The sequence below is a fragment of the Streptomyces ferrugineus genome (assembly GCF_015160855.1).
Classification (GTDB): domain Bacteria; phylum Actinomycetota; class Actinomycetes; order Streptomycetales; family Streptomycetaceae; genus Streptomyces; species Streptomyces ferrugineus.
The window spans coordinates 1629450-1654766 of sequence record NZ_CP063373.1; the positions used below are offsets into that span (position 1 = coordinate 1629450).

At 72.5% G+C, this 25317-nt stretch carries 25 protein-coding genes; 11 read left to right on the plus strand and 14 right to left on the minus strand.

Going from position 1 to position 25317, the window contains the following annotated elements; translation table 11 throughout:
- Positions 1-58: 58 nt before the first annotated feature.
- The 4 genes from IM697_RS07510 (at position 59) to IM697_RS07525 (ending at position 6717) form a co-directional block, all read left to right on the plus strand.
- Positions 59-1612: a vWA domain-containing protein gene (locus IM697_RS07510; protein ID WP_194045870.1), complete on the plus strand. Its 1554-nt coding sequence runs from the start codon at positions 59-61 to the stop codon at positions 1610-1612.
- 115 nt (positions 1613-1727) lie between these two features.
- A complete protein-coding gene (locus IM697_RS07515) occupies positions 1728-3650 on the plus strand; it encodes an AMP-dependent synthetase/ligase (protein ID WP_194045872.1) in 1923 nt (640 codons plus the stop codon).
- A gap of 181 nt (positions 3651-3831) precedes the next feature.
- Positions 3832-5472: a hypothetical protein gene (locus IM697_RS07520; RefSeq protein ID WP_228044549.1), complete on the plus strand. Its 1641-nt coding sequence runs from the start codon at positions 3832-3834 to the stop codon at positions 5470-5472.
- A gap of 57 nt (positions 5473-5529) precedes the next feature.
- Positions 5530-6717, plus strand: coding sequence for a glycoside hydrolase family 26 protein (locus IM697_RS07525; RefSeq protein ID WP_194045874.1), 1188 nt, complete (start codon positions 5530-5532; stop codon positions 6715-6717).
- Here the strand turns inward: IM697_RS07525 and IM697_RS07530 are convergent.
- Genes IM697_RS07530 through IM697_RS07565 form a run of 8 tightly spaced genes read right to left on the minus strand, consistent with a single transcriptional unit; the run spans position 6680 to position 16227 of the window.
- On the minus strand, positions 6680-7834 hold the full coding sequence (locus tag IM697_RS07530; protein ID WP_194045876.1) for a GNAT family N-acetyltransferase: 1155 nt from the start codon (positions 7832-7834) through the stop codon (positions 6680-6682). The genes IM697_RS07525 and IM697_RS07530 overlap by 38 nt on opposite strands.
- Positions 7831-8502, minus strand: coding sequence for a YveK family protein (locus tag IM697_RS07535; protein WP_194045878.1), 672 nt, complete (start codon positions 8500-8502; stop codon positions 7831-7833). The genes IM697_RS07530 and IM697_RS07535 overlap by 4 nt, the downstream gene beginning before the upstream one ends.
- A complete protein-coding gene (locus IM697_RS07540; RefSeq protein ID WP_194045880.1) occupies positions 8499-9641 on the minus strand; it encodes a glycosyltransferase in 1143 nt (380 codons plus the stop codon). The genes IM697_RS07535 and IM697_RS07540 overlap by 4 nt, the downstream gene beginning before the upstream one ends.
- On the minus strand, positions 9638-10429 hold the full coding sequence (locus IM697_RS07545) for a polysaccharide deacetylase family protein (protein WP_194045882.1): 792 nt from the start codon (positions 10427-10429) through the stop codon (positions 9638-9640). Before IM697_RS07545 ends, IM697_RS07540 begins: the two co-directional genes overlap by 4 nt.
- Positions 10419-12275, minus strand: coding sequence for a murein biosynthesis integral membrane protein MurJ (gene murJ, locus IM697_RS07550; RefSeq protein WP_194045884.1), 1857 nt, complete (start codon positions 12273-12275; stop codon positions 10419-10421). The genes IM697_RS07545 and murJ overlap by 11 nt, the downstream gene beginning before the upstream one ends.
- Positions 12272-13621: an O-antigen ligase family protein gene (locus IM697_RS07555; protein WP_194045886.1), complete on the minus strand. Its 1350-nt coding sequence runs from the start codon at positions 13619-13621 to the stop codon at positions 12272-12274. Before IM697_RS07555 ends, murJ begins: the two co-directional genes overlap by 4 nt.
- A 6-nt stretch (positions 13622-13627) precedes the next feature.
- On the minus strand, positions 13628-15091 hold the full coding sequence (locus IM697_RS07560; RefSeq protein WP_194045888.1) for an exopolysaccharide biosynthesis polyprenyl glycosylphosphotransferase: 1464 nt from the start codon (positions 15089-15091) through the stop codon (positions 13628-13630).
- Positions 15088-16227, minus strand: coding sequence for a glycosyltransferase (locus IM697_RS07565; protein ID WP_194045890.1), 1140 nt, complete (start codon positions 16225-16227; stop codon positions 15088-15090). The genes IM697_RS07560 and IM697_RS07565 overlap by 4 nt, the downstream gene beginning before the upstream one ends.
- A gap of 342 nt (positions 16228-16569) precedes the next feature.
- On the opposite strand from IM697_RS07565, the gene IM697_RS07570 reads away from it, so the two are divergent.
- Both IM697_RS07570 and IM697_RS07575 read left to right on the plus strand, forming a co-directional pair.
- Positions 16570-17172, plus strand: coding sequence for a hypothetical protein (locus tag IM697_RS07570; protein WP_194045892.1), 603 nt, complete (start codon positions 16570-16572; stop codon positions 17170-17172).
- A gap of 184 nt (positions 17173-17356) precedes the next feature.
- Entirely contained in the window at positions 17357-17662 is a 306-nt protein-coding gene (locus IM697_RS07575; protein WP_194045894.1) for a hypothetical protein, read from the plus strand.
- A gap of 318 nt (positions 17663-17980) precedes the next feature.
- Here IM697_RS07575 and IM697_RS07580 read toward each other — a convergent pair whose 3' ends face one another.
- From IM697_RS07580 to IM697_RS07595, 4 genes are all read right to left on the minus strand, one after another.
- Positions 17981-18301 carry a hypothetical protein gene (locus IM697_RS07580; protein ID WP_194045896.1) on the minus strand — a complete coding sequence of 107 codons (321 nt, stop codon included), beginning with the start codon at positions 18299-18301 and terminating at the stop codon, positions 17981-17983.
- A 63-nt stretch (positions 18302-18364) separates the two neighbouring features.
- The gene (locus tag IM697_RS07585; protein ID WP_194045898.1) at positions 18365-18685 is read right to left on the minus strand and encodes a hypothetical protein; all 321 of its coding nucleotides are present in this window, start codon (positions 18683-18685) and stop codon (positions 18365-18367) included.
- Positions 18686-18749: 64 nt separating this feature from the next.
- Positions 18750-19085, minus strand: coding sequence for a hypothetical protein (locus IM697_RS07590; RefSeq protein WP_194045900.1), 336 nt, complete (start codon positions 19083-19085; stop codon positions 18750-18752).
- Between the two features lie 403 nt (positions 19086-19488).
- A complete protein-coding gene (locus IM697_RS07595) occupies positions 19489-19878 on the minus strand; it encodes a hypothetical protein (RefSeq protein WP_228044551.1) in 390 nt (129 codons plus the stop codon).
- Positions 19879-20038: 160 nt separating this feature from the next.
- Between IM697_RS07595 and IM697_RS07600 the strand changes: the two genes are divergently transcribed.
- The 5 genes from IM697_RS07600 (at position 20039) to IM697_RS07620 (ending at position 23577) form a co-directional block, all read left to right on the plus strand.
- On the plus strand, positions 20039-20785 hold the full coding sequence (locus tag IM697_RS07600) for a glycoside hydrolase family 16 protein (protein ID WP_228044552.1): 747 nt from the start codon (positions 20039-20041) through the stop codon (positions 20783-20785).
- 102 nt (positions 20786-20887) lie between these two features.
- Positions 20888-21478 (plus strand): vitamin K epoxide reductase family protein, encoded by a 591-nt coding sequence (locus tag IM697_RS07605; RefSeq protein WP_194045902.1) that lies wholly within the window; start codon positions 20888-20890, stop codon positions 21476-21478.
- Positions 21479-21585: 107 nt separating this feature from the next.
- Complete coding sequence (locus IM697_RS07610; protein WP_194045904.1) at positions 21586-22089, plus strand: tyrosinase family oxidase copper chaperone; 504 nt, start codon at positions 21586-21588, stop codon at positions 22087-22089.
- Positions 22073-22933, plus strand: a complete 861-nt coding sequence (locus IM697_RS07615) for a tyrosinase family protein (RefSeq protein WP_194045906.1) — start codon at positions 22073-22075, stop codon at positions 22931-22933. The genes IM697_RS07610 and IM697_RS07615 overlap by 17 nt, the downstream gene beginning before the upstream one ends.
- A gap of 47 nt (positions 22934-22980) precedes the next feature.
- Positions 22981-23577: a DUF2087 domain-containing protein gene (locus IM697_RS07620; protein WP_194045908.1), complete on the plus strand. Its 597-nt coding sequence runs from the start codon at positions 22981-22983 to the stop codon at positions 23575-23577.
- Positions 23578-23587: 10 nt separating this feature from the next.
- On the opposite strand, the gene IM697_RS07625 is transcribed toward IM697_RS07620, so the two are convergent.
- The gene (locus tag IM697_RS07625; protein ID WP_194045910.1) at positions 23588-24547 is read right to left on the minus strand and encodes a D-2-hydroxyacid dehydrogenase family protein; all 960 of its coding nucleotides are present in this window, start codon (positions 24545-24547) and stop codon (positions 23588-23590) included.
- Positions 24548-24606: 59 nt separating this feature from the next.
- Positions 24607-25305, minus strand: coding sequence for a ScbR family autoregulator-binding transcription factor (locus IM697_RS07630; protein ID WP_194045912.1), 699 nt, complete (start codon positions 25303-25305; stop codon positions 24607-24609).
- Positions 25306-25317 lie beyond the last annotated feature (12 nt).

Consider the following 25317-nt stretch of genomic DNA (forward strand, 5'->3'; position numbering starts at 1 on the left):
CCCCCTGGCCCGTCACAGTCACAGAAGTCGACGTCAACGGACCAAGGGGGCACGGACGATGGACCGACACCGCATACGAGGGGTCCTCGCACTCACCGCGGCGGCGGGGCTGCTGCTCACCGGCTGCGGCGCGGGCGACAGCGACGGCTCGGCGGCGGACCGCCGCACCCGCCCCAGCGGCCTCCCGGCGGCCCCCGACCACGACTACGACAACGGCAGCGGCGGCACGGGCGAGCAGAAGAACAACGACGAGGGCTCCGAGTCGTCCCGCGATTTCGCGCCGGCCCCCGACTACCTCTCCACCTTCGCCCTGGACGTCGACACCGCCTCCTACGGCTACGCCCGCCGCACCCTCGCCGAGGGCCGGATGCCCGACCCGTCGACGGTCCGTCCCGAGGAGTTCGTCAACAGCTTCCGCCAGGACTACGACCGTCCCGACGGCAACGGCTTCTCGGTCACCGTCGACGGCGCCCGCACCGCCGACGAGAACTGGTCCCTGGTCCGCGTGGGCCTGGCCACCCGCCCCGCGGCCGAGTCCGGCGAACGCGCCCCGGCCGCCCTCACCTTCGTCATCGACATCTCCGGCTCGATGGCCGAACCGGGCCGCCTCGACCTGGCCAAGGACTCCCTGGACGTGATGACGAACCAGCTCCGCGACGACGACTCGGTCGCCATCGTCACCTTCAGCGACGAGGCGGAGCGGGTCCTGCCGATGACGCGGCTGGGCGGCAACCGGGACGAGGTCCACGACGCGATCGAGACCCTGGAGCCGACGGACTCGACCAACCTCGGCGCGGGCGTGGAGACGGGCTACGAGACGGCGGTGGACGGCCTGCGCGAGGGTGCCACGAACCGTGTCGTCCTGGTCTCCGACGCCCTGGCCAACACGGGCGACACCGACCCGGACAGCATCCTCGAACGCATCGGCTCCGAACGCCGCGAGCACGGCATCACCCTGTTCGGAGTGGGCGTCGGCAGCGACTACGGCGACGCGCTGATGGAACGCCTCGCCGACAAGGGCGACGGCCACACGGCGTATGTGTCCACCGACGACGAGGCCCGCGAGGTCTTCTGCCAGGACCTGCCGCGCAACATCGACCTGACGGCCCGCGACGCGAAAGCCCAGGTCTCCTTCGACCCCTCGACGGTCTCCGACTTCCGCCTCATCGGCTACGACAACCGCCAGGTCGCCGACGAGGACTTCCGTGACGACAGCGTCGACGGCGGCGAGACCGGCCCCGGCCACACCGTGACGGCCCTCTACGCCGTCCACACCCGCCCCGGCACCGAGGGCCACCTCGCCACGGCGAACGTCCGCTGGCTGGACCCGGAGACGCGGGCGCCCCACGAGGAGTCGGGCCGCCTGGAGACGGACTCCCTCCAGCCCTCGGTCTGGAAGGCGAGCCCCCGCTTCCAGGTCACGGCGACGGCCGCCTACTTCGCCGACGCCCTGCGCCGCGGCGACGACCGCTGGAGCTCCCTGCCGGGCTCGGCGGGCTTCGGCGTACTGGCCGACCGGGCCGACAGGCTGGCGAGCACGACGGAGGACGAGGACGTACGCCGCCTGGCCGACGCCATCCACCAGGCGGGCAATCTGACCGGTCGCGACTGACGGGCACTGTGCGTGAGGGCTGGGCGGGGGGCCGCACATGCGTCGCAGGCATTGACCTTCCGTTACGCATGAGTAAGTTGACTCCCGAGTAAGTCCGATGGCAACGGGAGCCGACATGGGCGTACGCAAGGATCTGAAGCGGGCCAAACAGCGCACCGACCTGCTGGCCCGCACCAGGGTCGAGGTCGTCAAGGACTCCGACGGCGTGGTCCGCGAGGCCCGCACGCCACCCCTCGCACCGCCGCCCACCACCGGCACGACCGCCGACCTCCCCTACGTCAACGCGGCCGAGGACCCGGACGCGGTCGTGCTGCGGCGCCGACGCGACGGCACCTGGCAGCCGGTCACCGCCACCGCCTTCGCCCACGAAGTCACCGCCGTGGCCAAGGGACTGATCGCCGCCGGCCTCGAACCCGGCGGCCGCGTGGCCGTCATGTCCCGCACCCGCTACGAGTGGACCGTCCTCGACTTCGCCATCTGGGCCGCCGGCGGCCAGACCGTCCCCGTCTACGCCACCTCCTCCGCCGACCAGGTCGAGTGGATCATCCGCGACTCGGGCGCCCACCACGTCGTGACGGAGACGGGAGAGAACACGGAGACGGTCACGACGGCGACCGCGGATCACCACCAACCCCCGCGGATATGGCAGTTGGAGAACGAAGACGCCGTAGGTGCCCTCACCACCCTCGGCCGGGACGTCGCCGACGACGAGGTCACGAAGCGCCGCACCGCCCTCACCCCCGACACCATCGCGACCGTCTGCTACACCTCCGGCACCACCGGCAAACCGAAGGGCTGCGTCCTCACCCACGCCAACCTCCACGCCGAGGCCGCCAACACGGTCGAGCTGCTGCACCCGATCTTCAAGGAGGTCACCGGCCAGACCGCCTCGACCCTCCTGTTCCTCCCCCTCGCCCACATCCTCGGCCGCACCCTCCAGATCGCCTGCCTGATGGCCCGCATAGAGATCGGCCACTGCCCGAGCATCAAGCCCGACGAACTGCGCCCGGCCCTCAAGGAGTTCCGCCCCACCTTCCTCGTCGGCGTCCCGTACCTCTTCGAGAAGATCCACGACACCGGCCGCGCGACCGCCGAGAAGATGGGCCGCGCCGCCTCCTTCGACCGCGCCGACCGCGTCGCCGTCCGCTTCGGCGAGGCGTATCTGCACAAGTTCCTGGGCACCGGCAAGGGCCCCGGCCCCGCCCTCTACGCGGCCTGGGCCCTGTACGACCTGCTGGTCTACCGCCGCGTCCGCAAGGAACTGGGCGGCCGCATGAGCTACGCCATCAGCGGCGGCTCACCTCTCGACCGCAACCTCAACCTGTTCTTCTACGCCGCCGGAATCATCGTCTACGAGGGCTACGGCCTGACCGAGACGACGGCCGCCGCGACGATCGTCCCGCCCCTGAAACCCCGCCCGGGCACGGTCGGCCAGCCGGTCCCCGGCACCGCCGTCCGCATCGCCGAGGACGGCGAGGTGCTCATCAAGGGCGGCATCGTCTTCGGCTCGTACTGGAACAACCCGGCGGCGACGGACGCGGTCCTCACCGACGACTGGTTCGCCACCGGCGACCTCGGCTCCCTCGACGAGGACGGCTACCTCACCATCACCGGCCGCAAGAAGGACATCCTCGTCACCTCCGGCGGCAAGAACGTCTCCCCGGCCGTCCTGGAGGACCGCCTGCGCAGCCGCTCACCGATCGGCCAGTGCCTAGTGGTCGGCGACAACCGCCCCTTCATCGGCGCCGTGATCACCCTCGACCCCGACGCCGTCACCCACTGGCTGTCCGTACGCAAGCTGCCCCCCGACACCCCGATGTCCGAGGTGATCAAGGACCCCCGCATCCGCGCCGACGTCCAGAAGGCCGTCGACTACGCCAACGAGGCCGTCTCCCGCGCCGAGTCCATCCGCGCCTTCGCCCTGGTCGAGGGCGAGTTCAACGAGGACAACGGCATGCTCACCCCGTCCCTGAAGGTCAAACGGCATGCGGTGACGACGGTCTACGCGGACGAGATCGAGGCGCTGTACGGCGGCTGAGGGGACGTTCGGGCGCAGCGTCGACAGCCTGCCCGCGTGGGTCCGCGGGCAGTTCCCTCCTTCGGCCCGCTGATCTTCTTCCCTCCCTTCGGGACCCCTCCCCGGCCACCTGCCGGACCATGGCGGACATGTAGGGACGCAAGACGTCTCGTCCGCACGGCAGTTGGGGGAGTGAGTCGCCATGAGTGGGTCCGAAGAGCCGCCGCCGGAGGAGCCCGAGGACGTCGTGCCCGTGGATCCGTGGCGGGTCGCGGCGGTCTGGCTGTTCAATCTCAGTGGGCTCGGGCTCGGGTATGCCGTGTTGCGGCGGTGGCCGCAGGCCGCGCTGTGCTGGGTCGCCACCGGGTGGCTGCTGGTGGCCGCGTTGCCCGCGGAGCCCGACGGGCTGCCGGACGGGGCGGTGTGGGCGTACGTCCTTGTGCTGGTGTCGGCCGCGGGGCACGGGGCGTGGCTGGCGCGGCGTACGCGGCTGAGCTTGCCGTGGCGGTCGACGGTCGCCGCCGGGGTCGGGCTCGTGCTGCTCGTCATGCCGGCCGGCGGGGCGATGGGGTACGAGGCGGCGCGGGAAGAGGCGTACCAGCAGATGCTGCTGGACCGGCTCGCCACGACGGACCGGCTGGTCACCACCGCCTCGCAGCGGGGCGGCTTCGCCAAGGGCAGGCGCGACTACGAACAGGCGCTGAAGGCCTATCGTGCGCTCGGCGACGAGCACCCCGGCAGCCGGGCGGCCCAGCGCATCCCCGACCGCCTCGACCGGTTCTACGACACGGTTTCCGCGCCGTACCGCGAGAAGGAGTACTGCGAGGCCCTGGCGCCGCTGCGGTATCTGTGGAAGCTCCCCGACACGATGGGCGACAAGCGGCTCGGCGCCCTCGCCGACTGGCCCGAGAAGCCCCTGGCCACGTCGCTCTACGAGTGCGGCATCACCAACCTCGGCTCCAACGCCGTGACCGAAGCGGACGCGAACGGCGGGGCGCTGGCCGACCTGTTGCGCACGTTCCCCGACTCGGCGCAGGCCGCCAAGGTCGAACCGGCCGTCAGCGCGGAGATCGCGCAGCGGTCCAAGGCACTGAAGGGCGAGGACCCCTGCCCGGCCAGCGAGGAACTGCGGGCCATCAGCCGGACCATGGTCGACCTGCCCGCCGGCAGCCCCGGTGACGGGCTGCGCTCCGACGCCGTCGACGCGGTGGAGTCCGGCGCCTACGCCTGCGGGGTGGACGAGTTCGAGGACGCCAAGTTCGGCGCGGCGGCCAAGACGCTGGGCGACTTCGCCGACAAGTACCAGGACAACAAGAACGCCAAGCGCGCCCGGCAGATCGCCATCGCCGCGGAGATCGCCGAGGAACGGCCCGAGGCGGGCCGCAGGCTGCCGCCGGCCCGCGGCCCGGGCGGCGCCAGGATGTCCATGGAGATCAGCAACGACGCCCCGACCGCGGTCGAGTTCCTCTACACCGGCCCGGTCACCGGCAGCGTCTACCTCCCGGCGTGCGCCGACTGCACCGAGTACTCCAGCGAGTCGAACGCCGAGAGCGCCGCCTGCTCGAACAGCGGCATCGACTACCCGACCAACTACCTCAACCTGCCCGCCGGGAAGTACCACACCCTCATCAAGTACGCCGACGAAGACGCGGAGGACGTGACGAACAAGGCCGACGGCATGAGCATCGAGCCCGGATACACGTACACCAACTGCACCTACGTCGTGAGCCAGGGCGGCTACCCGGGCTATCCCGACCTCCCGATCGAGCCCCTGGAGCCCGTTCGGGCGCTCTCGAATGGTGCGTCCGACGCGGATGTGACTACGTATCACCTAGTGAAGTGAGAGGAGCGTCGCCACCAAGCGCCACCAAGCGCCACCAAGCGTCACCAAGGAGGATGTATGGCCGCCCCGGACCGTCGCCGGCCCGCCCCCGCGGGGCCGGCGTTCCTCATCGCCTCCGTGGTGGTCGCCGCGGTCGTCGTCTTGGCGGCCCTCGTCCCCGGCACGGCCTTCGGGGCCGGCTCCGCATCCCGGACCGACCCCGGGCACGCCGCGCCCACGACGTCCCCGTCACCTCCCGGCGGCGCGCACTCCCCGCAGGGCGTGGCCGCCCACCGGCCCGCGTTCGGCGCCTATCTGCACTACGGGCCCGCCGGAGTACGGCGCATGGAGGAACTCACCCGCTGGCTGGGCGGGCAGGAGCCGCGCGTGGGGCACACCTATCTGCCGGGGGACCGGTGGCACAACATCGAGGGCGGGCACGGCTTCCTCGACAGCTGGGCCACCTGGCGGCGCGCCAAGGACGACCGGATGCTCGTGCTGAACGTGCCGATGATGGAGCACAACGAGGCGAACGTCCCCGACGCCACCGTCCGCACCCTGCTGCGGCGCGCCGCCGACGGCGAGTTCGACGAGCACTTCGAGGTGCTCGCCGAGCGGCTGGTGGACCTGGGCGTGCCGGACACGGTCATCGTGCTCGGGTGGGAGATGAACGGCATCACCTACACCCACCGCTGCGGGCCCGACCCGGACGCCTGGAAGCGCTACTGGCGGCGCATCGTGAAAGTGATGCGCTCGGTCGACGGGCAGCGGTTCCGCTTCGACTTCGCGCCCAGCCGGGGCATGGACGCGATTCCCTGGCCGGAGTGCTACCCCGGCGACGACGTCGTCGACATCATCGGCATGGACGCCTACGACCAGCCGCGCGGCCTCAGCTTCGACCAGCAGGTCTCCGAGCCCTACGGCCTGAGGCACCACGTGGACTTCGCCCGTATGCACGGCAAGCCGATCTCGTACCCCGAGTGGGGCCTGTTCCGCAACGGCGACAACATCACGTACATGCTGCGCATGCTCGCCTGGATGGACGAGCACAAGCCGCTGTACAACACCATCACCGACTACTGCCCGCACGGCGTGTGGCTGTGCTCCGACAACCCCCGCGCCTCCGCCCTGTACCGCGTGCTGCTGTCCACGCCCCTTCTCTCCAAGCCGCCCGACTGCACCCCGACCGACCTCCAGAAGTGGCGGGAGCAACGGATCGGCGGCAAGCTCAGCCCTTGTCCGAAGTGGGCGGAGCGCCATCGGTGAGCGCGGGGCCGGCCTCCCCGCGCAGGAGTTTCTTGGCCCGGCGCCGGGCGGCGTCCTGGGCGGCGGCCGCCGCCAGCAGCGGGCGGGTGCGGCGCCGGGCCAGCAGGAAGCGCTGGTTGACGGCCGTGTCGGGGCACCAGCGGTACTTGTACGGCTCGGCGCCGCGCAGCATGCTCAACGTCCGCACCCCGCCGGACGCGAGGGAGTCGTCGGCCTCCAGGTGCCCGGTGGCCGCGTGCAGCAGCATCGCCGCGATGTCCACCTTGCGGTCCCGCAGCTCCGGATGGAAGCCGTACATGTACATGCCCGCCATGGCCCCGGACAGCAGCATGATGTTGACCGCCACCACCCTGCCCTCGCACACGAACTCCGTCGTCACGGCCCGACCGGTGCGGGCCAGCGGCACCACCGCCCGGACCAGGTGCTCCAGGAACCGCGGCCGCAGATGCTCCTGCGAGACCCGTCTGCCCTCCCACTGCAGCCGGTGCAGTTCCAGGAGCCGGCGCAGCGCCGCCTCGGTCTCGTCGTGACGCACGACGCGCCACTGAAGGCCGAGCCGGCCGAGCTGGTTCACCTTGCGGCGGATCCGCCCGGCCCGCGTCACCGGCAGCCGCCCGACCAGCTCCTTCATCGGCACGGCGGGCAGGTTCAGGCACACCGAGTCCCGCATCCGCCGCCGCGGTCCGCGCCAGCAGAGATAGACCCGCTCCATCGCCCCGCCCGGCCGCACCTCACCGAAGTCGACCAGGGCGGTGCGGGCCAGGTCGCCCATGGCGTCCGCCAGCGCCGCGGCGCCCGCCACGCCCACCGCCTCGTCGACCAGCACATCGCAGAAGTCGGTGATCTCGCCGCCGATCGGCACCAGCGCCGGCAGCGGACGGCGCACCCGCATCAGCGGTGCCGCCGCCACCAGTTCACCGCCCCGGCGCACCAGGACGAGCCGCAGCGCGCCGGGACTGCCGTACGACAGCCACCACGAGTGCAGCCAGGCATGGCTCTGGAAGGGAGTGGCGGAGGGACACGCCCGGTACAGGCGTTCCCAGTCCCCGGCCAGCGCGGCGAAGGCGCGCCCGTCGGTGCACACCTCCACCGACAGCGCGCCCCCCGGGGCGGTCATCCAAGCGTCCCGTGGGCGTCGGCGGCGCCCGCCGGACCGGGCACCGACGCACGGCTCGTGTCGTCGTCCCGCCCGGTCCGCCGCGGCCGGGCCAGCAGGGTGAGACCGCCCAGCAGACCGCCGGCGCTCAGACCCACCAGCGAGGTCAGCGCCGGGGACGCCGACGACGGCTCGGTGGGCTTCAGGGCCCGGGACAGGCGCTCCAGCTTGATGCCGGTGTCCTCCTTGGTCTCGTCCGCGTGCGTGAGCAGCGCGCGGGACACGGCGTTGGCGATGTCGACGGCCTCGGCCGGGCTCGTCGAGGTCGCCGAGACCGCGACCATCGGCGCGTCCGGCGAGGTGGCGACCGTCACGCTGTCGCGCAGCGTCGACACCGGCACCCCCGCCGACATCTGCGCGTCCCCGAGCACCGCGAGCTGCGTGGCCATCCGGCCGTACGCCTGCGCGAAGCCGAGCGCGTCGGTGCCGCCGGCGCCGGTCTGGCCGTTGGGCACGGCGACGACGGAACTCGTCGCCGTGTACTCCGGCGGCCGCAACTGGCCGTAGGCGCCGCCGGCCACGGCACCGATCAGCGCGCCGGCCGGCAGCCACCACCACGAGGGCAGCCACCTCGACGAGGTGCGCCCCCGGTCGGACGGCCGGTCCTGCTCAACGGGGTTGTCTGTCATGGGGAACTCACTTCCGGGTTCGAGCCGGCCAGCGTGGCCGTGTACAGATCCATCAGCTGCCGGGCGGTGTGCGCGATGTCGTAGCGGTGCACGACGTCCGGGACGGTGCGCTCGCCCGGTCCCGCCGCCCGCAGCCGCAGCACTTCCCGCGCGTACGCCCCGGCGCCGCCCGTGACGCGCCGGGCACCGGGCGCGGCGTCCGCCGCCAGGTCCTCCACGGCGGGGCAGCTCGCGTACAGCACCGGCAGCCCGGCCGCGAGCGCCTCCACCACGGCCAGCCCGAAGGACTCCTCCGGCGACGGCGAGGCGAGCACGTCCATCGCGGACAGCAGGGCGACCAGGTCGGGCGCGTCGTCGCGGGAGTCGGGCAGATACGGCCGCTCGCCGGTCAGCACCACCCGGTCCGCGACCCCGAGATCCCGGGCGGTGCGCCGCAGCACCTCCGCCTCGGGCCCGCCGCCGACCAGCAGCAGCCACACGTCCAGGGGCAGCAGGGCCAGTGCCTGCACCAGCAGGTCGAAGCGCTTGCCCGGCGCGAGGCGCCCGACGCCGCCGACGATGTACGCCTCCTCGGGCAGCCCGTGGAACGCCCGGGCCTCCTTGCGGCGCGCCGCGTCGTAGCGGAACCGGGGCGCCTCGATGCCGTTCGGGATGACGCGGATGCGCTGCCCGGGCACACCCCAGTGCCGCAGCCGTTCGGCGACCGTCGGTGAGACGGCCACCGTGGTGCGGCCGAGGCGCTCGCCGGCCAGGTACAGCCCGCGCACCCCGGCGCTGTGCGGCCGGCCCTCCAGCCGGGTGGCGCCGATCGAGTGCTCGGTGGCCACGACGGCCTCGACTCCCGCGATCCGCGCGGCGATCCGGCCGTAGAGGCAGGCCCGGTACAGATGGGTGTGCACCAGGTCGTAGCCGCCGGCGCGGATCAGCCGGGTGAGGCGGGGGAGTACGCCGACGTCGCGGTTGCCGGTCATCCCGAGGTGGGTGACCTCGACACCGTCGGCGGTCAGTCCCTCGGCGACCGGGCCGGGATTGGTCAGCGTCACCACGTCGCACTGCGCGGGCAGGTGACGCAGCAACAGGCGCAGCTGCTGTTCGGCGCCGCCCACGCCGAGTCCGGTGATGACGTGCAGGGCTTTCACACGGCCTCCAGGGCGCGGCCGCGGACCCGGGCCAGGCGTCGCTTCAGCTCGAGCCGCAGCGCGTGGTCCGCCTGCCCGAGGTGGATACGGGGCAGCGCGAAGTCGCCGGAGCCGGCCGGGCCGGGGGTGATCGCGCAGGCGTAGCGGTAACCGGCGTGGCGTACGGCGTCCACGGCGCGCTCGTCGAGGAGGCCGTACGGGTAGCAGAAGCCCTCGACGGCGCCGCCGGTGACGCCGGCCAGCAGGCGCCGGCTCTCGGTGACCTCGCTGTGCAGGACCCGGTCGTCGGCCTCGGTCAGGTCGACGTGGGTCAGGCCGTGCGAGGCGATCTCCATGCCGGCGGCCTCGGCACCGCGGATGCCGTCCGCGTCGAGCAGCGGTTTGCGTGGGCCCGACGACTCCCAGGCGTTCTCGCCGCCGAGCCGGCCCGGCAGCACGAACACGGTCGCCGTGCAGCGCCAGCGGTGCAGCACGGGCAGGGCGGTGGTGACGAAGTCGGTGTACCCGTCGTCGAAGGTCAGCCCCACCAGGCCGGCCTCCTGGCCGCGGGCGCGCGCCGCGAGCAGCTCCCGGACGCTGACGCCGCGCAGCCCGCGGTGGGCCAGCCAGGCGAGCTGCCGCTCCAGTCGGCCGGGGGTGACGGTGATGTCGTGCGGGTCGTCGAGGCAGTTGGAGACGGAGTGGTACATGGCCACCCAGGCGGCGGGCCGCCGCCTCGGGCGTCCGCCGGTGAGGGATCGGGGATCGGGTTCGGCCGCGCGCGGCGCGGCGGAGATGTCAGCGACCATGGCGAAGCTTTCGTGTGACGGAGCTACGGACGGAGTGCGTGACGGACAGCAGGAGGGACCGGGCGCCTGCCGCGTCCAGGAGCCAGGCCAGCAGCAGGAAGACGGCGGTCACGCACGTACAGCGGGCGGCGAGGGACGCCGCGGGCGAGTCGGGCGGCCCCGCGCAGAACAGCCCGGCGCCGGCCGCGCAGACGGCCGCGAGCACCGGCCGAAGCAGTGCGGCGGCGACCCGGCCGACGCGTACGGGCACGGTGCGCGGGCCCAGGGGGTGGTCGGGATGTCCGGCACAGCACCCGCGCCCGCCGCGGCAGCGGCTTGTGCCGCGGTCGGCACGCACCCTCGCCGCACCGTCCGAAGGCCCGAGTGGCTTCTCCCGAAGACCCCCCAGCCCGAGCAGCAGGAGCAGCGCGGTGAGGGTGATCCCGGCCGCGTTGGCCGCGGCGATGCCGCGCGCGCCCCACGGGTCCACGGCCCAGGCGCCGGCGACGACGGTGGCGAGGGCGCCCGCGCCCATCGCGCCGAGCGGGAACCAGGTGGTGCGGCCCGCCGAGAAGTACGACCGCACGAGCGCCCCCACCAGCGTGTGCCCGAGCAGCCCGAGCGCGTACACCCGCATCACGGCGGCCGTGGCGGCGGTGTCCTCGGCGGTGAACGCACCGCGCTGGAACAGCAGTTGGACGAGTTGCGGCGCGCAGGCCACGACCACGGCGGCGCCGAGCAGGACCAGACAGGCCATCAGCAGCAGATCCCGCTCGACCCGCTCCCCGGCCCGCCGGGTGTCGCCCTCGGCGATGGCCCGTGCCACCACCGGGAAGGTGACGACGCACACCATCATCGACAGCGACATCGGCAACTGGGCGATCTTCTGGGCGTAGTTGAGGTGCGAGATGGCCCCGGCGGGCAGCCCGGAGGCGAAGTACCGCTCGATGAGGACCTGCGACTGCCGGCACAGGGCGAACAGCAGCACCGCGACGACGAGCCCGACCGCGAAGGCCCGGCCACCGTCCTCCGCGTACCCGTGCGTGACCGCCGGCCGCCTCGGCCGTCCGGCGACGCGCCGCCACAGCGACGGCGCCTGTACGGCGGCCATGAGGCACCCGCCGACCGCGACACCGAGGGCGGCGGACCGTACGCCCCAGTGCGCGCCGAGGGCGAACATCGCGGCGATGATCGCGGCGTTGTACGCGATGTAGATGGCGCCCGGGGCGAGATAGCTGCGGTGGGCCCGAAGCGCCGCACTGCAGTACCCGGCCAGCCCGAAGCTCAGCACACAGGTCGCGGTCAGCCGGGTGCAGGACACGGCGAGCGACGGGTCGGTCAGTCCGGGCGCGAGCACGGAGACCAGCAGCGGCGCCCCGGCCGCGAGCACGGCGGCCGCACCGGCGAGGGCCAGGAACAGCCGCGGCAGCGAGGCGGCGACCAGCGCCCGCACCGGGTCGGGGGATCCGGTGCCGTGCGCCCGCCGGGCCAGCGCCAGGCTGAACGCGGGCACCAGCACGAACGCCATGCCGTCCTCGATCAGCAGCGTCGACGCCATCTCGGGCACCGTCCAGGCCACCAGGAACGCGTCGGTCTCGGCCCCCGCGCCGAACAGCTGGGCCAACGCCTGATCCCGCCCGAGCCCGAGCAACGCCCCGGCCATCGACAGCGCGGCGGAGAGCAGGGTCGCGCGGGCGAGGAAGCCGCTGGAGGGGGTGCCGGTCGGCCGGGGGATGCTCGGGGTGGGCGGCAGGGGGGCGATCGTGCCGGTCGCGCGGGCCAGGGTGCCGTCGGCGCCCGCGAGCGCGGCGGGCCTGTCGGCGGTCGGGTCCGGGGCGTCCCCGGTCGGCGTCGGGCCGCGGCTCATCGTGGGGCCGGTTCCGTGTTGGGGGCGGCCGTCGCGTCGTCCGCCAGGGCCCACCAGGCCGCGAGGCCGAAGCAGACGGCCGTCAGGGTCGTGGAGGGGCCGCCGATGTCGCCGTACAGGAAGTTGACGAGCTGCCAGATCAGCAGGCCGCAGGCGCCGAGCGCACAGTCCCGGGCGCGCCCGGCGCCGCGTCGCAGCCGGCGCAGCGCGCACACCAGCAGGGCGAGCCAGCTCCCCGCGACCGTGACCGCGCCCAGCAGGCCCTGCTCGCTCAGCAGCAGCAGATACATGTTGTGCGGGGAGAGCAGCGGCTGGCGCCGGTAGGCCTGGCCCGCCCCCTCCGTGTCGCTGCCCGACGACAGCGCGAACGAGGCATGGCCGTCCCGGTACGCCGGGAAGCCCTTCAGGCCCACCCCGGTCACCGGGTGCTCACGCCACATGTCGACCGCCGCCGCCCACAGGGTGTACCGGTCGACGACCGACTGGTCCGGCGCGTCGGTGACCTGGGTGATGCTGGTCAGCCGCTCCTGCAGCGCCGTCGCGCCCACCCCGAACCCGCCCACCAGCACCACCGCCGCCGCGACCGCCACGGCGCCCGCCTTCGCCGCCCACCGCACCCCGACCAGCAGCGACAGCGCCCCGCAGGTCAGCACCGTGGAGATCCAGGCACCCCGGCTGAAGGACAGCGCGATCGGCACCAGCATCACCAGCGCACACCCGGCCGCCGCGAACCGCTGCCGCCGTTCCCGCGCGCCGAGCGCGAGCCCCACGGCGGCCACCACCCCGAGCGCCACGACGCTCGCCATCCCCATCACGTCGGACGGCCCGAACGTGCCCACCGCCCGGATGTTCGCCCCCTGATACGACGCCCCCGTCGCGGTGAGGTACTGCTTCACCCCGATCGCGCCCTGCCACAGCCCGAGGCCGACCACCGACCACAGCACCAGCCGGGCGCCGCGCCGGTCACGCACCAGCAGCAGCACCGAGAGCGGCACGAGCACGAACACCTGCAGATAGCGGGCCAGCCCGGTGAGGGTGTCCCCGGAGGTCACCGCCCCCACCGCGGCGACCGCGATGCCCACCACGGGCAGCCCGAGCACGAACGCCGCGGTCCGCGTCAGCGGTCGCCGCGCCCGCAGCGCGGTGTCGACGACGGCCCACAGCACGAGCAGCCCCGAGCCGGCGTCGGCCAGGGTCGCGGAACTGCCCGGCGCGACCGGCAGCCCCAGCAGGACGACCACCGCCACGACCGGCAGGACCGACAGCACGGGCAGGACGGAGCGGGCCCGGCGCGGCGCGGGCAGCGGCGGTGCGAGCCGGGGCGGCGCGGCCGTAGGAGTGCTCACCGGTGCTCAGCTCCCCTTCGGCCGTACGAACTGGGCCGCCGTGCGCAGCAGGATGCAGACGTCCTGCCACAGCGACCAGTTGTCGATGTAGGCGTTGTCGTAGCGGCACCGGTCCTCGATCGAGGTGTCGCCGCGCAGCCCGTGGATCTGAGCGAGCCCGGTGATCCCGGTCCGCATCCGGTGCCGGGCCGGATAGCCCGGATGGGCCTGGCTGAACTGGGCGACGAAATAGGGCCGCTCGGGCCGGGGCCCGACCAGGCTCATGTCGCCGCGGAAGACGTTCCACAGCTGCAGCAGCTCGTCCAGCGAGGTGCGGCGCAGGAAGTGGCAGAAGCGGCTCATGTCCTGGTCGTCGGCCACGCTCCAGCGGGTCGCCGCCTCGTGTGCGCTGGCGGGCCGGTGGGTGCGCAGCTTCAGCATCGTGAACGGCCGCCCGTCCCGGCCGATCCGCTCCTGCCGGAACACCACGCCCGGCCCGTCCATCACCCGCAGCACGAGCGCGCACACCAGCAGCACCGGCCCGGCCAGCACCAGCAGCGAGCCGGAGAGCACCACGTCGAGCACCCGCTTGCCCACGCCACCGAGCCGCCGGCCCCGCGGCCGCAGCAGCCGGCGCGAGAAGCCGGCCAGATGCCCCGCCCCCCGACGGCACCCGTCCATGCCGTACGACGGCGGGTCCGCGTCCAGCTCCCACAGCACACAGCCGTACGCGGCCAGCCCGCTCAGCATGGCGGCCTGCTCCACCCGGGTGGCGGCCCCCACCACGAGCACGGTCCCCACACCGTTCTGGATCAGCGCCCGCCGCGCCTCCTGCACGGAGGCGAGCACCGGCAGCCCCGGCTCACCGTCGGCCTCGCCGAGCACCTCGAGGTCGTCGCCGACCAGGCCCACCGGCCGCACCCCGCAGTCCGGTTGGCGCAACAGCGCGGCCGCCACCCGCCGGGCCACCGCGAGGGGGCCCACCACCAGGGCGGGACAGGGCCGGCGCCGCAGCGCCCGGCGCCGCAGCGCGTGCACCGCCGCACGGCCCGCGCAGGCCGCCGCGCAGTGCACGGCGACGGCGGTGACCAGCGCGGTCGGCGGGAGCGAGCGCAGCGGGGAGAACGCGGCCACGGCGGCCCAGACGACGACGATCCGGCCGCAGACGGCGGGCAGTTCGTCGAGCGCGCCGGGCACGGCGGAGGTGTCGTACAGCCACGCCCGCCGGTTCAGTCCCAGCACGCCGAGCACCAGCAGGACGACGACCAGCGGGTACCGGTGCGGCGGGGGCAGCAGCAGGGCGCCCAGCAGGGCGGCGCCGCCGTCGGCGAGCCACAGCGCCGGCCGGGCGGTGCGGCGCGGACGGCGGGTGCCGCGCCCGGGGTGGCGGTGTCCGACGGCGGCCCGGCCGTGCGGGGCGAGGACGAAGGCGGCGCCCCTGGGCGTCCGCTGCGGCCCCGTCGGTGAGGCAACGGTGCTTTCCGCGGTCATGTGGTGATGCACTTCCTGCCCTCGTCGGGTCCGCCGGCCTGCGCCGTGCCGAGGCCGAGCAACTCGCGGTACACATCGGTCACCGCGTCCGTGGTCTGCTGCAGATCGTGGGCCCGGACCACATGCGTACGGCCCTGTGCGCCGAGCGCCGTGCGCAGCGGCTCGTCCCGCAGCAGTTCCGTGAGCGCCCGCGCCAGCGCGCCGGGGTCCTCCGGCGGCACCAGGCAGGACGGCGGATGGTCGGCCGGAAGGCTCTCGCGCGCCCCGTTCACGTCGGTGACGACGACCGGCCGGGCGCACGCCATGGCCTCCAGCGGGGCCAGCGCCATGCCCTCCCAGCGGGACGGCAGGACCACGAGGTCGGCGGCCCGGTACCAGGGGGCGGCGTCCGACGTCGCGCCGGCGAACTTCACCGACGCGGGCGCGCTCGCCCGCAGCCGTCGCGCGTCCGGACCGTCGCCGACCAGCACCAGCCGCGCCCCGGCCACCTGCCGCTCCACCTCGGGCCAGGCCCGCAGCAGCACGTCCTGCCCCTTCTGGCGGCACAGCCGGCCCACGCACACCACGAGCGGTCCCGTCCCGGACGGCGCCGTGTCGCCCTCCGGCCGGAACCGGGCGGTGTCCACCCCGTTGGGGACCACATGCCATCGGGCGGAGATGCCGGACCGGTGCCCGGTACGCCGCTCGGCCTGGCTCACGCACAGCACCCGCGTCGCCCAGCGCGCCCCGTACCGCTCCCAGCCCAGCGCCAGCCGCGCGACGCCTCCGTGCGCGGCCTCGAACGACCAGGCGTGCGGCTGATAGACGGTCGGCAGGCCCCCGCGCACCGCGAGCCGGGCCGCGAGCCCCGCCTTGGCGCTGTGCGCGTGCACCAGGTCCGGCCGCACCTCCCGCACCAGCCACGCCAACCGCCGTACCTCGCCCCACAGCTGGTGCCCGGGGGAGCGGGTCGCGTCCCAGCGCAGCACCCGGCAGCCCAGCTCGCGCAGGTCGTACGCGAGCGTGCCGCCCCGCGGACAGGCCACGGTCACCCGTAGTCCCGTGGCGAGTTGTGCCGCGACCAGGTCCGTCACGACCCGCGCGACACCGCCCTCGACCGGCTGGGCGACATGCAGGATGTGCGGCGCGATGCGCATGACCGAGGCTGCCCTTCCGAAGAAATGAGTCCGAGAGGAATGAGTCCGAACCAGTTACAGGATGTGTGGCTCGCGTTCCCGGGATAAGATCCCGCACCTGTTCGAGAGGGTCTTCGGTTCAACCGGCATCAGCCACTTATCCATATTTATCTTCAATCCGGTCAACAGTGTGGGAACGGCGGCGTCCTCCTGCTTGTTTCCCGCAGGGGACCACCCGTTCGGAGTCGGCGTGGGGTGTGGTTCCGCGCGTCCAGATGCAGGCGATCGGTTGCGGACGAGCCGAGTCGGTTTAACGGTGATCGCACGATCCGACATTCGCTCTACTCGCCCGAGGGGAACTTCATGCCTGCACCGAAATTCCGGCACCTCGCGACATCGGCCCTGTGCGCGGCGCTCTTCCTGGGGACCGCGGCGCCGGCGCTCGCGGCCTCGCCCGGCTCCGCACCCACCGACACACAGGCCCAGGCACTGGCCGGCCTCGGTACCGTGACCCCGGTGACCGACCTGCTGAACCGCGCGCTCCGGGCGGACGACGACCCGCTGACCGACGCGGAGCTGAAGGAACTCGCCGACGAGGCGAAGGAGGCCGTCGCACAGGCCAGGAAGGAAGCGGAACAGGCCCGTAAGGACGCCGAACAGGACCGTGAGGACGCCATCGCGGAGGCCAAGGAGGAGATCGAGGCGGCCAGGAAGGAGGCCGAGGAGATCAGGAAGGAAGCGCTCGCCGAGGCCGGGGCGACCAGCACGCCGACCACCCTCCCGGCGAACCTCACGAGCGGCGCGCTCGACGGACTCGGCCAGGCGATCGACGCCCTGCTGGGCGCGCTCGGGGCCGACGGCACCGATGACGCCGACGCCGCGACCGAGAAGGAGGTGGAGACCTCGGCGGGCGGCCTGCTCCAGGCCCTCTTGAACCTCCTGTCGCCGCTGACCGGCCGTGGCTGATACCGGGACCGGTGCCTGAGGCGAAGCAGCCGCCGATCCTCTTGACCCGTTGTGCCGGCCGCGGTCGGCACAACGGGTCTTTTCGTATGAGTTCCTGGAACTTGACGCCCGCAGAGTTTCCCGAGAGGCGCCCCTCTCGTTAGCCCAGGAGAATCAAGACCAGAGTTACCTGGAAAGGAACACGATGAAGAACCTGAAGGCTGCTGCCGTCGTCGCCGGCTCCCTTGCCATTGCCGGCGCCGGTGTTCCCGCCTCGGCGGTGGACATGCCGGGGCACGGCCTCGTAGAGAACGGTAAGACGGTCGCCCGCAGCCTCCCCACCGCCGCCAAGGTGCCGACCGGCTACGTGGGCAACGGCGTGAAGCGCACGGCGGACAAGGTGAAGAAGGGCGTCAACGAGCAGGGCGTGGTGAAGACCCCGGTCTTCGGCGGCACGCTGCCCAACCCCGTCGACGGCCGGCTGCTCGGCGGCCTCCCGCTCAACAGGTGACTTCGTCGCCCATCGGCTCGACGACCGGGGCCGGCTCCGCATTTCGGAGTCGGCCCTTCGGTATGTATGACCATGTATGACGGAGTGTTATTTTCGTGTGCCGTTGGGCCGAACGGACGATTCGGAGTGACCACGGGGGCGGTGAGGGCGTTGGTCCATATGAATGGGCGCTTTTTCCTCCTTGCCGGCGCTTCATAAAAACCGTGGGCCCTGTCCGCTCTCCGCAGCGGACAGGGCCCACGGCCTTGCCTGGACGGCTGTGAACGCCGATGGCGGGCCGCCGGAATTCCGGCGGCCCGCCATCGGGTGAAGCAATGCTCAGAAGAAGAGGCCGCCGGTGTGCAGCGCGCCCCGCCCCTGCTCGATCTTGGCCGTGTTGCAGGAGGCGTACTTCGAGTTCGGGGCCACGGTGCCGGCCAGGACGGCGCCGTTCGACCACGGGGCGAGGCAGCGGGCGTCGAGGACGGCGCCGTTGACGACGGCGATGCCCTGCTGCGGTTCGTTCACGACGACCGGCGCCGACGAGAAGCCGCCGCCGCCCTTGACGGTGGTGGTGTCGCTGTCGGCCGCGGCGGTGCCCCCGGTCGCCAGGACGATGCCCGCGGCGAGGGCGGAGATGGCCGTAACCTTGTTACGCATGAGTTGAGCCTTTCCGGGCTGCGTTTGGGTGATTCACCTGCTGCGAATTGCTCGAAGCAGGGGTCAGAAGAACAGGCCGCCCCTGTGGATGGCGTTCCGCCCCTGCTCGATCTTGGCGGTGTTGCAGGAGGCGTAGTGCGAGTTCGGGGCCACGGTGCCGGCGAGGACGGCGCCGTTGGACCACGGCACGGCACAGCGGAGGTCGGCGACGGTGCCGTTGACGATGAGAACGCCCTGCTGCGGTTCGTTCACGACGACCGGGGATGCCGAGAAGCCGCTGCCGCCCTTGACGGTGGTGGTGTCGCTGTCGGCCGCGGCGGTGCCCCCGGTCGCGAGGGCGATGCCGGCGGCGAGGGCGGAGATGGCCGTAACCTTCTTACGCATGAGTTGCGCCTTTCCGGGTGGCGTTTGGGGTGGTTCACCTGCTGCGAACTGCTCGAAGCAGGAGTCAGAAGAACAGCCCGCCCCTGTGGACGGAGTTCCGCCCCTGCTCGACCGGGGCCGTGTTGCAGGCGGCGTACTTCGAGTTCGGCGCGGCGACGCCGCCGAGGACGGATCCGTTGGACCACGGGGCGAGGCAGCGACCGTCGACGAGGGTGCCGTTGACGATGAGAACGCCCTGCTGGGGGGCGTTCACGACGACCGGGGACGCCGAGAAGCCGTCGCCACCCTTCACAGTGGTGGTCTTGCCGTTGCCGTCGTACTCACCAGCGGAGGCCATGCCCGCGCCGGCGACGACGGTGCTGAGGGCGAGGGCCGTGATGACCGCGAACTTCTTGGGCAACTTGGTTCCTTCCTGAATTCACGGTTGCGCACGCTTACGAAAAGGAAACCCGTATATGCACGCATAAGTCACGGCGGAAACATTCAAACGCGGGCAGATTCCTTCGGATGGCGCAACGCGAGGAAATGGACGGCGGGGCCGAATGGAATCCGGCCGCCCGGCCGCCCACATGCGGCCGCCCACATGCGTCCGGCCCACCGGCGAGGGGAGGGCCGGTGGGCCGGACGGTGGTTCACGGTGCCGGTGGGCTCGTGGGCCCGCCGTGTACGGAGCTGGAAACTGCGGGTCCGGATCCAGCGTCCGGGCCTGCCGGCGGTCTCCGGCCGCCGAGAACCGGATCAGAGTCTCGAAATTCCGGGTCCGGTTTTCACCGGTACGGCCGACTCGTAAAGGTGCCGGGTCGTCACTTGTTGGGGAGCAGGGTGCCGAGTCCGGCGGCGGTCGGCGCCTTCAGCGGGCGGACCTGGACGGAGCCGCTGCCGGCCGGGTTCTTCACCGGAATGGTGGGCTTCTGGGCGGCGTCCGGGTCCATGCCGTCCAGGTAGATGCCGGACATCGGCTGCCCCGGGCCCTTCTTGTCGAACGCGCTGCCCTTGGTGATTCCACCGTCCCGGGCCAGTCCCGTCACGACATCCGCGGCCGGCACGACCGCCGGGCTCACCTTCGTCGGGGACATGAGCCCGAGCGGGCTGATTCCCGAACCGCCGGTGGCGGCCGACGCCGCGGCGGCGGATCCGCCCACAAGACCCGCACCGATCGCCAACGCCGCAGTGGTGAAAACTGCCTTCTTCATGATTCACCTCGCTTGAAAGTACCTCTGATCCAACGGTTGGAGAACATAGCAGTCCATCGGCACTGCAAAAGCGACGTGTTACTCCATACGCATGAAAGTCGCGCGGGTGAAGAATGCAATGCGTGGGGGCATTCGGAGGGATCGGCGCATGATCGGAAATATGAAATTCAGTGCCCTCATCGACATGATCACCGGCCGTGATGAATTCACCCCGGCCCCGGCCCCCGCCGGATCGCCGGTCTGGGCGGAGGAGTTCGACGGCCCGATCGCCTGGGGCACCAGATGGGTCGGCGACCGCACCAGCGCCTTCCGCCACTGCGACCACAACCCGGACGACGACAAGCTCGACTGGCTCGACCCCGGCTGTGTGACCGTCGCGGACGGCATGGCCACCTTCACCGCCACGCCGGCCGGCCGCACCCTCGAGAACGGCCGCCAGGCCTGGCGCACCGGCCTGCTCACCACCGAGTACTCCGACGAGGAATTCCGGGTGCGGACCGGGGACTTCGTCGAGACCCGCGTCAGGCTCCCCTCCGGGACCGGGGCGTGGCCCGCGCTGTGGACCTGGAAGGACGGCGCGAACGAGGTCGACACCTTCGAGTACCACCCGGACAACCCGCATCTGCTGGAGCTGTCCAACCACGTCAACACCGCCGCGACGTACTTCACCGACGAGGGCGCGATCGCCCCGGGCCGGTGGGTGACCCTCGGCACCCGCTACGGCGCGCGCCGCGTCGAGTGGTACGTCAACGGCGAGTGCGTCTTCTGCGACGACACCGGCGTCGGCCCCGACTGGTCGGCGTACCTGATCCTCAACCTGTCGCTGAGCGCCGGCGAGCACCACCCGGCTCCCCGCGGACCGGAGCCGATCACCTTCGACGTCGGCCATCTCCGCGTCTATCGCTGACCACAGCCCCGGATCCGCCGTTCGGGCGGTGGGGCCGGATGCTGTCGGCCGGTCGGGTGAGAGCGCGGCGGATGTGCTTCGGACCGTCGATAGGGTCGCGCGGTGGTTCCTGACTCACGCGCGGGTGGCAGCCGGGCGTTCGCCGTGCTGCTGGTGGTCTGCGGGGCGGCCGGTCTTGTGGCGTCCTGGGTCATCACCCTCGACAAGTTCAAGCTGCTGGAGGACCCCGACTTCACGCCCGGTTGCAGTCTCAACCCGGTGGTGTCCTGCGGCAGCGTGATGGAGAGCGACCAGGCCGAGGCCTTCGGCTTCCCCAATCCGATGCTCGGTCTTGTGGCCTACGGCATCGTGGTCTGCGTCGGCATGAGCCTGCTGGCCGGGGCCGTCTTCCCGCGCTGGTACTGGCTGATTTTCGAGGCCGGCTGTGTCTTCGGGATCGGGTTCGTCTCCTGGCTCCAGTTCGAGTCGCTGTACCGGATCAACGCCCTGTGCCTGTGGTGCGCTCTGGCCTGGCTCGCGACGATCCCGCTGTTCTGGTACGTGACGTCCTTCCTGGTACGCCGCCGCTTCCTGCCCGCCCCGGCCCCGGTGCGGGCCTTCCTCGACGAGTTCACCTGGGTGCTCCCGGTGCTGCACATCGGCGTCGTCGGCATGCTGATCCTGACCCGTTGGTGGGACTTCTGGACAAGCTGACCATTGCTGCACCCGGGGCGACACGCCCGGCCCCGCGCTGCGGTGGTGACCCCCCGACCCTCTGAACTGCTACTCGTACGAACACCGAACCGTACGAGGAGTGAGCGATGGCCGTCAGCGCGAGTGGGGTTTCGGTGGGCGGGGCGCAGGGCCCGGACACTGCCGTCGGCAGCGAGCCCGGGAGGCGGACGCGACGGGAGGCGGCGCGGCTGCTGTTCGCCTCCGCCGCCGTGGCGCTGGCCCCCGTCATCACCGCTTCCCGGCCCTCGCGATCCGCCGACCGGCCGCAGGACGCCGGCGCCGACAGCCCCTTCGACGAGACCTATCGGGGCCGCCACATCCAGGGCGTTCCGGTCTCCCAGGGCGGGCTCAGCGCCCTCGACGTCGCCTGGCACGTCACCGTGGACGGCCGGCCGCTGCACCTGATGCGCCGGGCCGACGGCACCTGGCTGAGCATGGTCGACCACTACGGCTGCCACCGGACCCCGCTGGAGGCGACCCGTGCGGCCGTCGACGAGCTCGGGCCCCGCGAGCGGCTGCGCGACCTGGCCCCCGGTCCGTTCGGCGGCGGGCATTCGCACAGGGAGACAGAGCATGGTGTACGTGCGTAAGAACGTGAGCAAGCTGACGCGCACCGAGCGGCGCCGGTTCGTCGAGGCGCTGCTGGAGATCAAGCGGAGCGGCCGGTACGACGAGTTCGTACGGCTGCACATCGCGCACTTCGTCGGCGACGGCGACCGGGGCCTGCGCGCCGCGCACATGACGCCCTCCTTCCTGCCCTGGCACCGTATGTTCCTGCTGGACCTGGAGGAGGCCCTGCGCCGGGTCGACGACTCGGTGACGGTGCCGTACTGGGACTGGACCCGGGATCGCAGGACCACCTCGGTGCCCTGGACCGACGAACTGCTCGGCGGCAACGGGCGGCCCGGCGACCGGCGGGTGATGACCGGGCCGTTCGCCCACGCCACCGGCAACTGGACCATTCGGGTCGGCGTCACCGCGGGCGACTTCCTCACCCGGGACCTGGGCCGCTCCCGGAACCCGATCGACCTGCCCACCAAGGCCGATCTGAAGGAGGCGATGGACGACCCCGTCTACGACGTCGCCCCGTGGAACTCGACGGTCTCCAAAGGCTTCCGCAACAAGCTGGAGGGGTGGGGCGGCGGCCGGGACTCCTGGCGCAACCACAACCGGGTGCACCGCTGGGTCGGCGGCACCATGCTCGGCGGCGCGTCCCCCAACGACCCCGCCTTCTGGCTGGTCCACGCCTTCCTCGACATGCAGTGGACCCGCTGGCAGCGACGCCACCGCAACCACCGCTACCTGCCGGCGAAGCCGCCCGGGCGGCGCAGCGACCAGTACCGGCGGATCGTCGCCCGGCACGAGCGGCTGCCGCCGTGGGACCTGACGCCGGACGATCTGGAGGACGTGTCCCAGATCTACCGGTACGCGTAGAAAGAAATCGCTGAGCCCCGGCCGCCGATGTCGACTAGCCTCCGCTCATGGCAACCGATCCGACGGAACAACTGGTCAGACTGTTCGCCGAGGAGAGCCGGGTACGCGCCTTCGCGGCCGTGGCGCTGGGTTCCGAGAGCGCCGAGCAGGTCGCCCGGGCGGCGGGGCTGTCCCCGAGGGAGACGGCCGTGGCGCTGCGCCGACTGCGGGAGCAGGGCGTGGTGGGCGCGGGGGACGGCGGCGAACTGGGCATCGCGTACGGGCTGTTCAGGCAGTACGCGCGGGCGGCGGCGGAGCGCGCGGGCGACCCCCGGGCCGCCGGTGACCCGGCCTCCGGGGACACACGGGCCGACATGGTGCTGCGGACCTTCGTCCGGGACGGGCGACTGGTCCGGCTGCCCGCATGGTGGACCCGCAAGAAGCTGGTCCTGCGGCACATCGCCGAGCAGACCTTCGAGCCCGGTGTCGAGTACCCGGAGCGCACGGTCAACGAGAAGCTGCGCGCCTGGTGCGAGGACAGCGACGACATCGACCATGTGACGCTCCGGCGCTATCTGGTGGACCTGCACCATCTGCACCGCAGCGACGGCGTCTACCGCAGGCCGGCGCGGGCGCCGCACGGCGAGGCCGCCGACAGCGCCTGACGCGGCGGCCTCAGGGCAGCCGCCGTACCGGTGAACCCGCCAGGTACGCCTGGATGTCCTGCACCGCCTGGCCGTAGTACGTCGCGTAGTTGGCCTGCGAGACATATCCCAGGTGAGGTGTCGCGAGCAGCCGGGGCGCCGTGCGCATCGGGTGGTCGGCGGGCAGGGGCTCGATGTCGAAGACGTCGACTCCGGCGCCGGCGATACGGCCCTCGTGCAGCGCGGCGAGCAGGGCGTCCTGGTCGACGATCGCGGCGCGGGAGGTGTTGACCAGGTACGCCGTCGGCTTGAGCAGGGCCAGCTCGGGCGCGCCCAGCAGGCCGCGGGTGCGGTCGCTCAGGGCGAGGTGGACGGAGACGAAGTCGCTGTCGGCGAGCAACTCCTCCTTGGACGCGGCCAGATGGACGCCCACCTCGTCGGCGTACTCCTTGGTGAGGTTCTGGCTCCAGGCGCTCACGTGCATGCCGAAGGCGAGGCCGACATGGGCCACCCGGCTGCCGATCTTGCCCAGGCCCAGCAGGCCGAGCCGGCGGCCGTGCAGGTCGGCGCCGACCGTGCGCTGCCAGGGGCCGCCGGTGCGCAGCGCGTTGCTCTCCTCGACGAGGCCGCGGGCGAGGCCCAGCAGCAGGGCCCAGGTGAGTTCGACGGGCGGCGTGGCGGAGCTGGCCGTGCCGCAGACGGTGACGCCGTGCGCCTCGGCGGCGGCGTAGTCGATGACCGAGTTGCGCATGCCGGAGGCGATCAGCAGCCGCAGCCGGGGCAGTCGGGCGATCAGGGAGGCGGGGAACGGGACGCGTTCGCGCAGGGTGACCACGATGTCGAAGTCGGCGAGGGCCGCGGCCAGGGTGTCCTCGTCGGGAAAGTGGGAGGTGAAGGGGACGACCTCCACCTCGTCCGCGAGCGGCGACCAGTCGGCGGCCTCCAGCGCCGCGTTCTGGAAGTCGTCGAGCACAGCACAGCGCAGCCGCACGGTGGTTCCTTTCCATGGCCGGGGGCCGGGGCCGGGTGTAATCAGACCGGTCGGTCGGGTTACAGGGGGGCAGGGGGAGGTGTCCGCTGACTTCCCATCATGGGCGGGACGGCTTCCCGGGCGCCGGCCTCGTACTCCTCGAAGACCCGCCTGCCCCGATCCGGGGAGAGGTCCAGGGCCGCCAGCAGCGCCGGCGTGGAGATGCTCGGCAGGACGTGGCGCAGCAGGACGGAGACACGGCGGCCGAGGTCGGCGCGGTTGCAGCTGGCCTGGCTCATCGCCTGGACGCCGGCGAAGGCGCCGGTGAGGAACTCGGCGGTGTCGGTGACGTCGACGTGCGGCAGCAGCTCGCCCTGGGCCCGCGCCTCGGTGAGGATCTGCCGGAGCTGCTCGCTCCAGGCGCGGAAGGCGGCGTCGCGGTCCAGTTCACGTGCGCCCTGGTCGAGGGCGAGGGAGACACCGGCCTGCACCAGCGGATCGTGCTGCAACCGGTACGCCATGACCATGCCGTGGTCGACGAGCCTCTGGAGCTTGCTGGACCTCTCGGGCAGCCGGTCGAGCGGCAGTTGGGCCTCCAGCACACCCAGCGCGACCTCCTCCTTGGAGGCGAAGTGGAAGTACAGGGCGCCCCGGGTGACCCCGGCCCGGTTGAGGATCTCCTCCACGGTGGCCGAGGCGTATCCACGCTCGCCGAACACCCCCGCGGCCGCCTCGAGGATCGAACGGCGCGTTCTGATCGCGCGGTCCTGCCGGGCCATGGGTCCCTCCAC

Excerpts from the sequence above, each read along its gene's own strand:
- IM697_RS07510 (WP_194045870.1), top strand. The coding sequence starts at position 59 with ATGGACCGACACCGCATACGAGGGGTCCTCGCACTCACCGCGGCGGCG.
- IM697_RS07515 (WP_194045872.1), top strand. The coding sequence starts at position 1,728 with ATGGGCGTACGCAAGGATCTGAAGCGGGCCAAACAGCGCACCGACCTG.
- IM697_RS07520 (WP_228044549.1), top strand. The coding sequence starts at position 3,832 with ATGAGTGGGTCCGAAGAGCCGCCGCCGGAGGAGCCCGAGGACGTCGTG.
- IM697_RS07525 (WP_194045874.1), top strand. The coding sequence starts at position 5,530 with ATGGCCGCCCCGGACCGTCGCCGGCCCGCCCCCGCGGGGCCGGCGTTC.
- IM697_RS07530 (WP_194045876.1), bottom strand. The coding sequence starts at position 7,834 with ATGACCGCCCCGGGGGGCGCGCTGTCGGTGGAGGTGTGCACCGACGGG.
- IM697_RS07535 (WP_194045878.1), bottom strand. The coding sequence starts at position 8,502 with ATGACAGACAACCCCGTTGAGCAGGACCGGCCGTCCGACCGGGGGCGC.
- IM697_RS07545 (WP_194045882.1), bottom strand. The coding sequence starts at position 10,429 with ATGGTCGCTGACATCTCCGCCGCGCCGCGCGCGGCCGAACCCGATCCC.
- murJ (WP_194045884.1), bottom strand. The coding sequence starts at position 12,275 with ATGAGCCGCGGCCCGACGCCGACCGGGGACGCCCCGGACCCGACCGCC.
- IM697_RS07560 (WP_194045888.1), bottom strand. The coding sequence starts at position 15,091 with ATGACCGCGGAAAGCACCGTTGCCTCACCGACGGGGCCGCAGCGGACG.
- IM697_RS07565 (WP_194045890.1), bottom strand. The coding sequence starts at position 16,227 with ATGCGCATCGCGCCGCACATCCTGCATGTCGCCCAGCCGGTCGAGGGC.
- IM697_RS07570 (WP_194045892.1), top strand. The coding sequence starts at position 16,570 with ATGCCTGCACCGAAATTCCGGCACCTCGCGACATCGGCCCTGTGCGCG.
- IM697_RS07575 (WP_194045894.1), top strand. The coding sequence starts at position 17,357 with ATGAAGAACCTGAAGGCTGCTGCCGTCGTCGCCGGCTCCCTTGCCATT.
- IM697_RS07580 (WP_194045896.1), bottom strand. The coding sequence starts at position 18,301 with ATGCGTAACAAGGTTACGGCCATCTCCGCCCTCGCCGCGGGCATCGTC.
- IM697_RS07585 (WP_194045898.1), bottom strand. The coding sequence starts at position 18,685 with ATGCGTAAGAAGGTTACGGCCATCTCCGCCCTCGCCGCCGGCATCGCC.
- IM697_RS07595 (WP_228044551.1), bottom strand. The coding sequence starts at position 19,878 with ATGAAGAAGGCAGTTTTCACCACTGCGGCGTTGGCGATCGGTGCGGGT.
- IM697_RS07600 (WP_228044552.1), top strand. The coding sequence starts at position 20,039 with ATGAAATTCAGTGCCCTCATCGACATGATCACCGGCCGTGATGAATTC.
- IM697_RS07610 (WP_194045904.1), top strand. The coding sequence starts at position 21,586 with ATGGCCGTCAGCGCGAGTGGGGTTTCGGTGGGCGGGGCGCAGGGCCCG.
- IM697_RS07615 (WP_194045906.1), top strand. The coding sequence starts at position 22,073 with ATGGTGTACGTGCGTAAGAACGTGAGCAAGCTGACGCGCACCGAGCGG.
- IM697_RS07620 (WP_194045908.1), top strand. The coding sequence starts at position 22,981 with ATGGCAACCGATCCGACGGAACAACTGGTCAGACTGTTCGCCGAGGAG.
- IM697_RS07630 (WP_194045912.1), bottom strand. The coding sequence starts at position 25,305 with ATGGCCCGGCAGGACCGCGCGATCAGAACGCGCCGTTCGATCCTCGAG.